This is a genomic window from Vibrio lentus (assembly GCF_030409755.1).
Taxonomy (GTDB): Bacteria; Pseudomonadota; Gammaproteobacteria; order Enterobacterales; family Vibrionaceae; genus Vibrio; species Vibrio lentus.
The window spans coordinates 17,395-31,658 of record NZ_JAUFQE010000002.1 but is presented as its reverse complement, the minus strand read 5'-3'; the positions used below and the strand labels follow the sequence as shown (position 1 = coordinate 31,658).

The following is a 14,264-nucleotide window of genomic DNA, read 5'->3' as shown; positions in this document are numbered from 1 at the left end:
AGAGCCTCATGAAATTATGAGGCTCAAAGTTAGATTATTTATGTTGTTATAAAGGACCAGATTCGCCGCTGCAAATTGAGGCACGTCGAGCCTTCAGGTTGTGCTGCACTATCACTTGGATATCATCAATCGCTTCAGTTTCAACAATGTCCCCATATTCGTCACCTAACTGAAGAGACAATCTCCATCCTGAAGCTGCAACACTTCTTTCTTTAAATGAATAAGTTGGGTTAAGTAACTCTTTATTATCATGATAGCCAGTCATGATATTAGCCTTCATGTTCTGCTTAAAACTGCTTTTAGATACAACACCGTTATTGGAAATATCCGCAAAACGTGTTGAATAGGAAATCAAATCACCTTTAAGCCCTTCGCTATCATCAGTTAACACTCCTGGAATACGGCTACGCATGTAGTTCTTACCACCATAAGTAAGAAGTGCGCGAGTTGCAGATTCACCCGATATGTCATAATTGATTGCAAGGTTAATCGAAATCCCGTCAATTTTATCCGAGTAATTCCCTGCAACTTCTAAACACATCACATCATCTTCGTTGCCAAGTATCGGTCCATGAAACAGGTTCGTTTTAGGAAAGTTTTTCACCGTACTGAACTCTATAGTTAACCATTTATCAAAGCCAAAGTTACGAGAAAGCAGCTTTAACTTTGCGTTAAACGCTTCATCTGCAGTCAACATATCTCCGCTACCATCAGGAGCAGGATAGTAAATGGTTTTCCCACCATGATTATCGATGTAACCGAAAATATGTTCCTTTAAGGAAATAACATCAGTCACTTTCCGGCCGAATGGCGTATACCTCTTATCGTCAAAACGCTTTAATGCGTCTAAGTAAACGGTTGATTGTTGAGTATCTTGGAGCTTAAACACAAAGTTTTTATCAAAACCCTCAATACGATCATAAAACGACTCTTGCCATTTATATTCAAGTGCTTGTACAGCATAAAAAAGCCATTCTTGAAGGTTAGAGAACTGTGATTCAGCTCGAGATGTTTCAACAGTCAACACACTGAAATTCAGCGGATTAGCAAAAGAGCTTTCAGATTTAAGATGTTCATTTTGTTCTATTTGAGCAACCAAACGCTGAGCTTCTGCACTAAAGGCTAATAATCTACCGGCATCATCAACTAAATTAGAAAGCGACTTAGCCATATCAGCTTTAGCAGTTTCTAGCTCTAACGTTAATTCCTTAATCCTACCTTCTGTAAAGACATCTAATTGTTTTGATCGTAAGCCTTTGATTCTTGAACGCTCGAACAAAGCCAACTTCTGAATATATAATTCAGCTTCAAGGGAACTTCCCTTCAAAGCATCTTGTAAGCTTTCAATAGCAGAAAATGTCGATGACAAGTCGGTGGAACCGATATCATTCAAAAAGCGGCCTAGCATATCGAGAGAGCGCTTAACTTCTTCGGAAGACAGCACTGAATTCATGTCCAAAGTCGACTTTCGACTTTCGACTTTCATCAATTAGGCTTTTGAAAGGAATCTCATCAAGACCTAGTTTAACCGTAATCTTATCGATCGTATCGTTAACTTTTTGTTCTTGCTCAATACGTTCAATTTCTATCGATATGTTTTTTAATACATTTCGATGAACTCTATAGGCTCGTTCACCTTCGGTCTTTGCAGCTTGAACGCTTTTCAACTGGTAGCCGATTAAACTGTCTTGACGTTGACCCTTGGTCTGCTCTTTACAAGGACTAGCAACCGAGTCGACCGAACAACCGAGTAAAGTAAACAATCTTTCCTTTAATCGGCTATTTTCTTGAGCAAAGTTTCGTGTGAATAAATCCAATTGGTAGTGGTAATCAACACGTTCTTTTTGAGCTTTATTCAATGAATACTCTAATGAGTGTGAGATCCCACTTAACACTTTTTCCAAAGACTCGAATGAGCTATTTTCAACATTCTCTTGTGAGTTGTAATCAGGCATCAACACGACAAAGTCATCAGGTAATCCCAAATAGTTCCCATCACCTTTGAGCCAAGTTATCACCGATTTCAATTCGGCCGTGTTGCCTTTAAACTTACCTAGCTCAGAGGACAGCATTATATGAGTGTAGGACTCAGCACCTAACAAGCTACTTAGCTGCTTCTCTTTTAACGAAACAAGATCAAGAAGTAAACTAGCTTCATCTACAAGCTTAGACTTTTGCTCTTCAGGGCTAGCCGATACTGCCTTGAATTTACTGAGGTGTAATTGCTGGGCTAATAATTCATTCATTAACTGATACGCTAATAAAGCATCTTTATAACCCGCAATTAAACTGCCACCTTGATATACAGGTACTGACTTGCCATCGCCATTTAAATATCGAGCACTTTGTACATTACGAGATGACTGCTCACTAGCAAATTCTTGAGGGTGATTTTCGATTAACTTCCAATAATCATCAAAAGCACGTAAAAGAATATCGAAAGATTGTTGGCGGTGTTGTTCTATTGTCGAGATACTCGCTTGCTCAATCCATTGTATTCTGGCCTCATCAACTGAACGATTGGCAAGAATAAATTCAGCGGTAGCGCGGTCATAATAGGCATCAAAAAGCACCGTTTTTAAAACATCCAAATCTGAAGGTTTTATAACAAGGCTTTCAATGGTTTCAATCGCATCGTCTGCTTGGCGCTTTTCTTTATTTCCCCACAAAGAATCGAAACGAGTTCCCTCTCTACCTTCAGATATTGCGACAATAATTTCGCCACTTTTTGGGTCGAGAGTGTACATACGCTCCAAGTAACGAAAAGTAGTCAAACTCTTTGCTTTAGAGCTATTCGCATATTGGGGGTACAGCGCAGCCAAAGTCTCATCGATTACAGTTTCATAATCACTTTGAGATAACTGAATTAACGTTTCTTTACTTATATTTTCTGTAGCACTAGCAGTACCCGACAATAATATTAAGGGTATAAGAAGCCCTACCAAACTGTGTTTAGTATCGTTCATGATTTTTCTTTTGACTTTTATTTTTGATTAATGGGTAAATAGCACCAAAACTATTTACCTCGACCTAATTATTCGACTCTACCCTCTTCGATTTACATTAGTCTCTAGAATTTCCACCACTACAACAGAAATTAAAAACATTGCTCTGACACTTACGTTAACAAAGTCAAAACCATTAATTAAATCAGTCACTAACACTATAGAAATTGACAAACACACTCAATTTTTAGGCGTTAGTATAATGAGGGTAATACGAATAACTAGGTTAACTATCCATATAAAAAATGTGACATCAATATTTATAAATTCAATTTATCGTTAACCTAGCACTGCTCACGTTTACTAATCATTGGAGTGATAAAAAAGATAATAAAATCGACTTTAAACCAAGCAAACTATCAATATTTATTGATAGTTTGCTTGGTTTAATAAAAAGAGCGGCTAAAATGGCCGCTCTTTTTATTTAATGCTCTAAATTTTAAAGCAGCTCAGACACCACATCCGCTAGTTGATGGAAGGTTTCGCGTCTTGATGAACTGGGACGCCAGACAAGACCAATATCTCGGTACGCCTGTTGCCCAGGTGGATCAATAACCACTAAGTTTTGGTTTTCCAATAAACCATGATCGATGGCCATCTGCGGAATAAAGGTGGTTCCTAAACCATTGGCCACCATTTGCACCAATGTGTGTAGGCTTGTCGCAGTAAACGGGTTTATCTTCTCTTTGTCGGTTAACTTACAAGCTGATACCGCGTGCTCTGTTAAACAGTGTTCGTTCTCCAGCAAAAATACAGACTCGTCTGGCAGGTCATCGTATTTAATCGGAACCCGAATGCCATCTGCTTGATTACGACTGATCACCATTCTGAACGGATCTTGTCCAACAACTTTACTCTCCATGTTATCGATATCGACAGGCAGAGCCAGAATCAACACATCTAACTCACCATGACGTAATGCAGCCAATAAGTTAGTCGTCGTGTCTTCACGTAACAGTAAGTTCAACTGTGGAAAACGATGGTTGGCTTCTTGAACCAAATCACACAGAAGGAATGGCGCTATGGTAGGAATACATCCTACTCGCAACTGCCCTTGCATCGCGTCTCCATTACATAGATTCCCGAGCTCTACGAGATCTTGCCCTTTCGCCAATAACTCACGGCCATGCTTAACCACCAGCTCACCCGCTTGCGTAAATACTAATGGGCTCTTTTTATCTTTCTTCTCATAGAGAGGACAACCAACCAGCTCTTCGAGGTTTTGAATACCTTTGCTTAGTGTGGATTGGCTGACGAAACAGCGATCGGCTGCATCACTAAAGTGACGAGTTTCGTGAAGGGTAACAAGATAATGAAGCTGCTTAAGACTTGGCCATTTATTCATGAAATTACTTTGTAATATGAGTAGGATAAGTTACGTAAAGGTCAATAGACCTAAGGACTGGACAAAGATTAGGCTCATCGCTTTTTTCGATTAACTTAATCTATTTAATTCGCTTTTTTCTATAGTACCGATTGTACTATAGTTTGTCCCGTAGAAACGGAGCCCAAACAAAGATGTGTTGGGCCAACTAATTTTTTAGGAGATTCCAAATGGTACTAGTAGGTCGTCAAGCCCCTGACTTTACTGCAGCAGCTGTTCTAGGTAACGGTGAGATCGTTGATAACTTCAACTTCGCAGAATTCACTAAAGGTAAGAAAGCTGTAGTTTTCTTCTACCCACTAGACTTCACTTTCGTTTGTCCTTCAGAGCTAATTGCTTTCGACAACCGTCTAGAAGATTTCCAAGCAAAAGGCGTTGAAGTAATCGGTGTTTCAATCGATTCTCAATTCTCTCACAACGCATGGCGTAACACTGCTATCGCTGATGGCGGTATCGGTCAAGTTAAGTACCCTCTAATTGCTGACGTTAAGCACGAGATCTGCAAAGCATACGATGTTGAGCACCCAGAAGCAGGTGTTGCTTTCCGTGGTTCTTTCCTAATCGATGCTGACGGCCTTGTACGTCACCAAGTAGTTAACGATCTTCCACTAGGTCGTAACATCGACGAAATGCTACGCATGGTAGACGCGCTAAACTTCCACGAGAAGAACGGTGAAGTTTGTCCTGCACAATGGGAAGAAGGTAAATCAGGTATGGACGCATCTCCACAAGGTGTTGCAGCATTCCTATCTGAGCACGCTGACGACCTAAGCAAGTAATTACCTCTTAAGCCCGAACTCAACGCGGGTTAATGGTTGGAAGACTCTCTATAAAGAGAAATAAAGCATAAGCTAATAGCGCAAAGCGCACCGCCAATCAGTTAAGAAGTAAAGTCCTATTAAAAGCCCGAAGTTAACGCTTCGGGCTTTTTTCATATCTATTCGACGGTCTTTCATTTCCCCTAAGCTCCCTCAGTATCAGTTAATTGAGGTAGTTACAAAAACAAACTTTACCCCTATTTTCCTCTGCTACCACCTATTCATATCCGTATCTAGGTTGCTATGATTTCATCAGTATCTTTTTAAACGGATAAACATGATGAACATCGAAATTGAAGTCTGTATCGATAACCTAGAATCTCTACACAACGCGCTGTCTGGCGGCGCAAATCGAATTGAGCTTTGCTCTTCACTGGCACTTGGCGGGTTAACTCCGAGCTTCGGTATGATGAAGCAAGCGGCAAAAATTTCGTCCGTTCCTGTCTACGCTATGATACGACCAAGACAGGGCGACTTCATTTTCGATAATTACGATATGCTCTGTATGCTTGAAGATATTGAAGCTTGTGCAAGTGCAGGATTGAATGGGGTCGTACTTGGCGTGTTAGCGCCTAATGGAAGTATTGATATGCCAAAAATGCAGCAACTAGCTGACAAAGCGCACTCATTAAAGCTTGGGATTACGTTTCACAGAGCCATTGATCAAAGCTCTGATTATCAAACAGCCTTAGAACAGGTCATCGCACTTGGATGTGAAAGGATCCTGACATCAGGGCTTGCTGTTAATGCTGAGCAAGGCATCAATGTCTTGGCAGAGATGGTTAAACAGGCCGATAGTAGAGTCGACATCATGGCAGGGGCTGGCGTTAACGCAACAAATGCGAAAATGATTCAAAGCACCACCCAAGTACCTGCACTTCACCTTTCAGGTAAATCGACAAGACCGAGCCTAATGGAAAGCAACTCAAGTGCTCAAATGGGTAGTGATGATATTGATGATTATCAGATCCCCGTGACTGATGCGAATAAGATATCCGATGTAAGATCTGCCCTTACCACTTTAGGACAATAGTCGCTACCAAAAATCGAAGAGAACCACGCTGACTAATCTAACTGACTGACGTATATTAGATTTAATAACGCAGTAAACCTTTCATGGACAGATATGGCTAAAGACTTATTCAGCTCTCTTGATTTAAACCTGTTACGAACATTTCTTATTGTTTATCAAGAAAAAAACACTAGAAAGGCTGCGGAACGTTTATTCGTTTCTCAGCCAGCGGTTAGCCAAGCCCTACAAAAGCTAAGACACCACTTCAACGATGACCTTTTCGTAAAGGTTCATGGAGGCTTACAACCTACGGCATTTTCAGAGCAGCTCACTAATCAAATCAAACCGTTCATGGACGGTCTATCTATCGCGATTAATACATCGAACGCTTTTGACCCGAAAGAGATTGATTACACGTTGAAAATAGCCCTATCTCCAGTGGTACTTTCTTGTCTGTCTGGCTCACTTTTTAAAGATATAAGAGCACAAGCACCAAACGCTAAACTAAAGCTTGTTCCATGGTCAAACTCGTCTGTCTCAGATATACAAAAAGATGAGGTTTTGATGGGAGTAAGCTACTTGGGAGAAAAGACAAGTAAAGAAGTCTATACAAGGCAACTCATTGAATTAACAGGACGTATATTTGTTAGGAAAGATCACCCTTTAAAGCAAGACACCATAACTCCATATGACATGGCAGGGTACGAAATCGCATCTTTAGTAACACCAGGTTGGAATGACAATTTTAGCTTGGCGTCTCAGATTTTAACTGACCTCTCCATCGAGCATAATATCGGTTTTCGCAGTGAGTTGGTCATGGCTCTGATCGACGTCATTCAACATACTGATATGTACATGCCCCATTCCAACCTTTTCCCAGTAGAAAACTATCCGACATTACGCGGGATAGATGTCTCAGTCGACGGAAAAACGCTGAAGACTCCGGTCTATAGTTATTTGCACGCAAAGAATCGAAACTCACCTTTAACCAACTGGCTGTTTGATATCATACAGCGAGCTCTATTGGCTCAGAATAATAAGTAGCACTTATCTGTGATATAAAAATAGCTACTTAGTATAAAAATTATGAACTGTTTAATATCTACTCCATCGACACGGAGTCAATATTGAACATAGTAAGGATGCTCAATATTTGTTTTATTGAGAGTGTCATGAAATTACTTGCCGCGATTATCGCACTAACATCTGTCAGCACTGCATTTGCACAAGATAACTACCAAGGTCACCGATTGGGCCTAGGTGTCTCAACAGGGGAATATGAAGAGGTTAGCTCTGATTATCACTCCACAGATCTTGGCTCTGGGCTAAAAGTTGAGTATGGCTATGACTTTAACCGGATCATCGGTCTTAATGTCTCATATGAAACCAATAGCGAAAAAGACAACTTTATGGGTGCTTCTATCAAATCAGAAGTAAGCACACTTACAATGGATGCTGATATCGGTTATGCCTTTTTCTTAAATGGATTCAACATTAAACCATACGGTGCAATTGGTCTTGGCTATGTCACGGATAAAGTCACTGTCGAATCCATTTCAATTAAAGAAACAGAAACCTCCCTTCTTGTTGGTACCGGAGTAAGAGCCGATTTTTCGAATGGCCTATATACCGATCTTCGCTATCAAGTTGTGATTCTAGATCACGATGATTTAAACCAAACTTCGATAACTGTCGGTTATAAGTTCTAAATAGTAAGGCTTATCACTCTACCGTGATAAGCCTGAATCTCTTGCTCAAAAAAGCGCCTTCAATTCAATAGATGTACGGAACATATTTAATGCTAAGGAAAGCAATAGGTTACCTAGGTGGTACTATGAAATTTAAAACACTTCTTTTAGCTTCGGCTTTATTCTCAACCTCTGCATTTTCAAGTGGTCTTCACTTATCTCCTGAACTAAAGATTGGTTCTTATCATGGCTTTGGAATGCAAGCAGGTATTACTGATGTAGCGAATCTAGGTGCAGTTTACCTGAGCTATTCCCACCTCTGGTATGACAGCGATCGATACGATGAGACTGTCGATGCATACCGCGTTGGTATTCAAAATATGTTTGGAAGAAATCAGAACCACGGCTTTCAAGCGGAGATTGGTGTAGCGAGTTATGACGGAACAAAAACGCGCAATGGCGAAGTTGAAGAGAAGACAGCACATGGATTAAGTCTTGGTGGAGCCTACGTTTACCAAGCAACGCCAGTGCTTGGGCTACGAGCTGGTGTTGATATGAATATTTTTGATCACAATAAGACCTTTGTGCCTTACGACACAACAATCAACCTTAACCTCGGTGCAATAATTCGCTTCTAAAGTTAATACCTACTTCAGTGCGTCATCTAAGCTTTGATCACCAAGGTGGCGTACATCTTTGCCCTTCACAAAGTAAATAATGTATTCACAGATATTTTGGCAACGATCGCCCACTCGCTCAATCGCGCGAGCTGACCACATCACTTGCAAGATGTTGGGGATGTTCTTAGGATCTTCCATCATATACGTCATCAACTGACGAATTACAGCTTCATATTCCGCATCCAGCTTATCATCAAGTTTATGTACTTCTGCCGCCGCATCTACATCCATACGAGCAAAAGCATCTAACACTTGATGCAGCATAGTAATTGCCTGACGACACAATGGTTCTAACGAGACGTGAAATTTTTGCTCTTTCGTTGAAGGGATCTCAATCGCACCCTGTGCGATTTTAGAAGCAACATCGCCAATACGTTCTAGATCAGTAATGGTTTTGATGATCGCCATAATCAAACGCAGATCTTTGGCTGTCGGCTGACGCTTCGCGATAATACGAGTACATGCTTCATCAATGGAAACTTCCATCGCATTCACTTTATGGTCGTCACGAATTACTTTTTTGGCCAGTTCCGCGTCATCTTTATGAAGCGCTTGCATAGCAAATGACAACTGCTGCTCTACCAATCCACCCATAGTTAATACGTGTGTACGGATAGATTCTAATTCGACATTAAACTGTCCTGAAATGTGGCGACCAAAATGCATGTCAGCTCCTTAAAAGAAATGAATAAAGTCATTTATTTCAGAGTGACTTAGCTCTAGATGGCGCGAACTTAAACGTTAGCCGTACCTACCTGTAATGTAGTCTTCCGTTTGATTTTTCAATGGCGAAGTAAATATAGAATCAGTATCTGAGTACTCGATCAACTTACCCATATGGATAAAAGCGGTGTGGTCACTCACGCGAGCTGCCTGCTGCATGTTATGAGTAACAATAACAACGGTGTATTGGGTTTTAAGTTCATTGATCAACTCTTCAATCGTCAATGTCGAAATCGGATCGAGTGCCGATGTTGGCTCATCCAATAACAACACTTCAGGTTCGATGGCAACCGCACGAGCGATAACCAAACGCTGCTGTTGACCACCTGATAAACCAAAAGCGTTCTCATGCAAACGGTCTTTCACTTCATCCCACAACGCCGCGGCGCGCAGAGAGCGTTCAACTGCATCATCAAGATCTCGGCTGTTGCTCACACCTTGCAGCCTCAATCCATAAACCACATTCTCATAGATAGATTTAGGGAAAGGATTCGGGCGTTGAAACACCATGCCGACACGACGTCGTAAAGTCGCGACATCCACCTTAGGGTGATAGACGTTCTTGCCATGAAGCTTCACTTTTCCTGAAACCTTACAGCCTTCAACAAGATCGTTCATGCGATTAATGCAGCGCAAAAGAGTTGACTTACCACAGCCTGAAGGACCGATAAAAGCCGTCACCTGCCCCTTAGGGATCTGCATTGAAATATCATCGAGTGCTTGGCTCTCTTTATAATAAAGATTCAGCCCTTCAATCGAGATAGCAATTTGCTCATCTTTCAGGTTGTGAACATCAAGTGGTGCTTGGTAACCCAAGGTTTCATTAATCGAGAACATTTAATCTTGTCCTAAGGTTCGGTATTTTTCACGCAAGTTATTACGGATATTGATGGCTGTTAAATTCAGTCCAACGATAACCGTAACCAATAAAAATGAAGTCGCATACACTAAAGGCCGTGCCGCTTCGATATTAGATGTTTGAAAACCAACATCGTAGATATGAAAGCCTAAGTGCATGAACTTTCTCTCTAAGTGTAGATATGGGAACTGACCATCTACAGGTAAGCTTGATGCTAGCTTCACAACACCCACCAGCATTAAGGGAGCCACTTCCCCCGCAGCTCTTGCGATTGCCAATATCAACCCCGTGATAATCGCAGGGCTCGCCATTGGTAAAACAATGCGCCAAAGCGTCTCAAATTGAGTGGCGCCAAGCGCCAATGAACCATGTCTCACCGAGCTAGGGATACGCGTTAAGCCCTCTTCCGTTGTTACAATAACAACGGGCAATGTTAATACCGCCAAGGTCAATGCGGACCATAACAGGCCTGGAGTACCAAATGTCGGTGCTGGTAATCGCTCTGCATAAAACAAAGAATCGATAGAACCACCGATGGTATACACAAAGAAACCTAAGCCGAATACGCCATACACTATCGACGGTACACCCGCTAAGTTAATTACAGCAATACGGATCAAACGTGTCAGTGCGTTGTTTTTTGCATATTCATGGAGATAAATAGCAGCAACAACCCCAAGTGGCATCACTACGATTGACATCAAGATCACAAGTAACACGGTACCGAAAATCGCTGGGAACACACCACCTTCAGAGTTTGAGTCTCGTGGGTTTTCAGATAAAAACTTCCAAACTTGCTTACCCCAATGCCCAACTTTTTCAGGATAGGACATCTTGTTGGGGTACCAATAATCAAGAATATGACTGAGCGGTATTTCAACTCGTTCGCCTGTCATATCTTCCACCAGCAAGCTTTCCACGTTCAGCTGTGTTCTGAGGTGCTCTAGCTTTACTTCCGCTTCATCAAGTTGGCTGTTTAATTTCAGCTTAGTTTGAGTATAAGTTTTAAGGTATTCATCACTCACTGACTCATTGAGTTCAAGCTTACGCTTTTCTAAACGCAAGTTTTCCAACTGCCAACTGATATTACGTATTTCTTGGTTCACAACACGTGACGTTTCTTCTCTTAACGTGTCTGCAAACGCCAAACCATCCTCAAGTTTCTGGTCGATATTAGTTTGATAAGAACCCGAAGCCGTTTTAAACCCTACCGGCTTACCAAAGAAATACCCCCCACGGCTTCGCTCGATCACCGCCCATTCAGACGGTGTTGTTGGCTCACGTAAGTTAACATCCAAAATTGAAACAAAATCGGCTGGGTAAAGCTCTCTGTTCGCAACTTTGATACTTAAGCGTTGGATTAGCCCGGTCGACAAGTTTTGAGGTGACAAGAGGTCGTGGGCTTGTGGCACTTGCTCTATCGGGATGTATTTACGTTCATATAATTGACCAATCAATACATCTTGCTTTGATACCGTTTCGTCAAGATCGACCACTAACGACAAGTCTTTGGAGTCGACTTGCCATTGATACAAAGGAGCTGGCCAAAAATAGGTTAAACCCTTCCAACCAATCAACAGCATTAGACCAAGAACAGAGAGCATACTGATGCTCACCGCACCGCCCGTAAGCCAAATCCACGGAGAGCCTGATTTAATCCAAGACAATAATGACTTCAGTTTATTCATCATGAACGACCTTGCTCTGACGTGCTGAACCCAAGAAAGAGCCAAGTTCGTGAGATACGCTAATCAAACCGCTAACAGCCATTGATAGAGATTGAGGTGAACCTTTAAAACTACAGAGCACGATATTTATCTCTCAGCCTTTGTCTAACCCACTCAGCCACTGAGTTCACCGCGAATGTAAAGATAAACAGCAAGAGTGCAGCCAAGAACAGCAAGCGGAAATGAGAACCGCCCACCTCAGATTCTGGTAATTCAACAGCAATCGTTGCCGATAACGTTCTCATCCCTTCCAAAATATTCCAGTCAAGAATTGGTGTATTACCTGTAGCCATCAAGACAATCATGGTTTCGCCAACCGCTCTCCCTAGTCCCATCATGACCGCTGAAAAGATACCTGGGCTAGCCGTCAATAACACCACATAAATTAGGGTCTGCCACGCCGTCGCACCCAACGCCAGTGAGCCATCGGATAAATGTTTTGGCACAGAGAAAATAGCGTCTTCTGCAATCGTGAAAATGGTAGGGATGACAGCGAAGCCCATAGCGAAACCAACCACCAGCGCATTACGTTGATCAAAGTCGATGCCATAGCTAGCTAAGAAGGTGCGAATATCACCGTCAAACAACAAGGCTTCAATGCTGTTTCCACCAGCAAATACAGCAACCACAGTAATCATCAATACCGGAATCAATATCAAGGCGTGCCAACCATTAGCGAAGCGGCTCGTGACCATCTTTGGCAAACAGTACCAAACAAGTCCAGTCAACAATGTGCTCAGTGGTAATAACACCATTAATGAGAAGACTGCCGTTAGATGCGTTTCGACAATTGGAGCAAACCAAAGCCCAGCCAAGAATCCGATGATAACGGTCGGAAGAGCTTCCATCAGTTCTATCGACGGCTTCACGACTCTTCGCATTCTTGGAGACATAAAATATGCAGTGTAAATGGCTCCGAGCACAGCAACCGGCACAGCAAACATCATAGCAAACAGAGCGGCTTTGATAGTACCGAATGTGATAGGTACTAAACTGAATTTTTCTTCAAAGTCATCGTTCGCCGACGTTGATTGCCAAACGTATTGCGGCTCTGGATAGCTTTCGTACCAGACTTTTTGCCAAAGCGATGAGAATGATATTTGCGGATATTCGTTATCGACTTTAGCAACACTGATTGTGCCATCAATCAGCGTCGCCAAATGCAGTTCATTGGCAGACATAGCCGCTAATTGTGGTGACTTATCAAATGCGCGCTCGAACAGCGACAGCTTTTCACTGGTCGTATAGTGGCTTTGTAATGTGCCATTCTTATAGAAACTATAAAAACCCTTCCTATAAGTATCGGGCAGGATAAATTGCACTTGTTCAGCAAGTTGGAAGTCTCGAATATGGGTCAGGCTACGCTTTTCATCTTTGAGTACATCGAACCACTGAGAAACCTGTCCGTCCTCATGCGTAACCAACAATGAATAAGCTCCAGACAGTAAATCGATACTTTTCACCGAGTGCTTCGCATCATTCAAACTAAGATCAATCACTTCACGAACATTGAAGCCGCTATCGGATAACTTCAACACCACTAAATCCGATTGTGCTCGGAGATACAAGGTTTGACCATCAGGTGTGACTAACAACTGTTGCTGTAAACCCAACTTATCCGACAACCATTGTCTCTTCTGAAAAACATACTGACCAGTAAGATCACTCTGGTACCACTTAACCAAAACTCGTTGATCGCTTAACTGAGCGGCAACCGTGATACCACGTCCATTCTTAGAGAACACGAATTTTTCGATTGTTGCTCCGTTTGATGATTCATCATTTAAAAATGGTTCAGGGAGATCGATTTGCTCAATTTTAGGTTCGGCTTCACTGCCCTTTTGCAGCACGGGCGCACTATACTCAGGGTAGAAAAAGGTAAGGTTGCTTGCGCTATCGGCAAAGGCAAACCAGTTTTCAGATGGGGTATTTCGAGAAAAAGCGATGGGGTTAGCTAAAACATTACGCTCAAAGTAAGAGTGTGTATTTTGAGACTCTAAATCCCAAAACTGAACCAAACCGGATTTTTCGATAGTAAACGCATGCTGACCGTATTCATCTACGGATAAGGCAATAGGCTTTTCTACGGCAACGGTCTTCACTGCTTGGTCTGTCTCTAAACCAGTATCAGAAAATACCGGTAAAATGACCATCGCCAAGTAAACAAAAATCAGCACCAGAGCAGCTAGAACACTGACTGCACCGCATGTCACCGAAAAACGGACGAGACGATCTTTCAACCATCTTTTTTTGTCGCGCTCTTTCAATGAAAATTGGGCTGAAGCCATCTGTTTATCTACCTTTTTTTAGCTACTGACATAATATGTACGTTAGATGACAATTATATTACAAGTTACGTTAAACAACT

At 41.9% G+C, this 14,264-nt stretch carries 12 protein-coding genes; 5 read left to right on the top strand and 7 right to left on the bottom strand.

What is annotated here, in order from left to right; translation table 11 throughout:
- Positions 1 to 46: 46 nt before the first annotated feature.
- The 3 genes from QWZ07_RS08490 to QWZ07_RS08480 form a co-directional block, all read right to left on the bottom strand.
- A complete protein-coding gene (locus tag QWZ07_RS08490) occupies positions 47 to 1,453 on the bottom strand; it encodes a hypothetical protein (RefSeq protein WP_192853427.1) in 1,407 nt (468 codons plus the stop codon).
- Positions 1,422 to 2,966, bottom strand: coding sequence for a hypothetical protein (locus QWZ07_RS08485; protein ID WP_192853426.1), 1,545 nt, complete (start codon positions 2,964 to 2,966; stop codon positions 1,422 to 1,424). Before QWZ07_RS08485 ends, QWZ07_RS08490 begins: the two co-directional genes overlap by 32 nt.
- A gap of 478 nt (positions 2,967 to 3,444) precedes the next feature.
- Complete coding sequence (locus QWZ07_RS08480; protein WP_192853425.1) at positions 3,445 to 4,350, bottom strand: hydrogen peroxide-inducible genes activator; 906 nt, start codon at positions 4,348 to 4,350, stop codon at positions 3,445 to 3,447.
- 209 nt (positions 4,351 to 4,559) lie between these two features.
- Between QWZ07_RS08480 and QWZ07_RS08475 the strand changes: the two genes are divergently transcribed.
- The 5 genes from QWZ07_RS08475 to QWZ07_RS08455 all read left to right on the top strand — a co-directional run bounded on the left by QWZ07_RS08475 (position 4,560) and on the right by QWZ07_RS08455 (position 8,545).
- Entirely contained in the window at positions 4,560 to 5,168 is a 609-nt protein-coding gene (locus QWZ07_RS08475) for a peroxiredoxin C (RefSeq protein ID WP_009848275.1), read from the top strand.
- A 319-nt stretch (positions 5,169 to 5,487) separates the two neighbouring features.
- Positions 5,488 to 6,240: a copper homeostasis protein CutC gene (locus QWZ07_RS08470; protein ID WP_192853467.1), complete on the top strand. Its 753-nt coding sequence runs from the start codon at positions 5,488 to 5,490 to the stop codon at positions 6,238 to 6,240.
- A gap of 93 nt (positions 6,241 to 6,333) precedes the next feature.
- The gene (locus QWZ07_RS08465; RefSeq protein ID WP_192853424.1) at positions 6,334 to 7,263 is read left to right on the top strand and encodes a LysR family transcriptional regulator; all 930 of its coding nucleotides are present in this window, start codon (positions 6,334 to 6,336) and stop codon (positions 7,261 to 7,263) included.
- Between the two features lie 128 nt (positions 7,264 to 7,391).
- Positions 7,392 to 7,928: a porin family protein gene (locus tag QWZ07_RS08460; RefSeq protein WP_192853423.1), complete on the top strand. Its 537-nt coding sequence runs from the start codon at positions 7,392 to 7,394 to the stop codon at positions 7,926 to 7,928.
- A gap of 125 nt (positions 7,929 to 8,053) precedes the next feature.
- Positions 8,054 to 8,545 carry a hypothetical protein gene (locus tag QWZ07_RS08455; protein WP_122055903.1) on the top strand — a complete coding sequence of 164 codons (492 nt, stop codon included), beginning with the start codon at positions 8,054 to 8,056 and terminating at the stop codon, positions 8,543 to 8,545.
- Positions 8,546 to 8,554: 9 nt separating this feature from the next.
- Here QWZ07_RS08455 and phoU read toward each other — a convergent pair whose 3' ends face one another.
- The 4 genes from phoU to QWZ07_RS08435 all read right to left on the bottom strand — a co-directional run bounded on the left by phoU (position 8,555) and on the right by QWZ07_RS08435 (position 14,184).
- On the bottom strand, positions 8,555 to 9,253 hold the full coding sequence (gene phoU / locus QWZ07_RS08450) for a phosphate signaling complex protein PhoU (RefSeq protein ID WP_004735072.1): 699 nt from the start codon (positions 9,251 to 9,253) through the stop codon (positions 8,555 to 8,557).
- A 75-nt stretch (positions 9,254 to 9,328) separates the two neighbouring features.
- Positions 9,329 to 10,147, bottom strand: a complete 819-nt coding sequence (gene pstB, locus QWZ07_RS08445) for a phosphate ABC transporter ATP-binding protein PstB (protein WP_004735071.1) — start codon at positions 10,145 to 10,147, stop codon at positions 9,329 to 9,331.
- Positions 10,148 to 11,857: a phosphate ABC transporter permease PstA gene (pstA, locus tag QWZ07_RS08440; RefSeq protein WP_099167097.1), complete on the bottom strand. Its 1,710-nt coding sequence runs from the start codon at positions 11,855 to 11,857 to the stop codon at positions 10,148 to 10,150.
- Positions 11,858 to 11,967: 110 nt separating this feature from the next.
- The gene (locus QWZ07_RS08435) at positions 11,968 to 14,184 is read right to left on the bottom strand and encodes an ABC transporter permease subunit (protein WP_192853422.1); all 2,217 of its coding nucleotides are present in this window, start codon (positions 14,182 to 14,184) and stop codon (positions 11,968 to 11,970) included.
- Positions 14,185 to 14,264 lie beyond the last annotated feature (80 nt).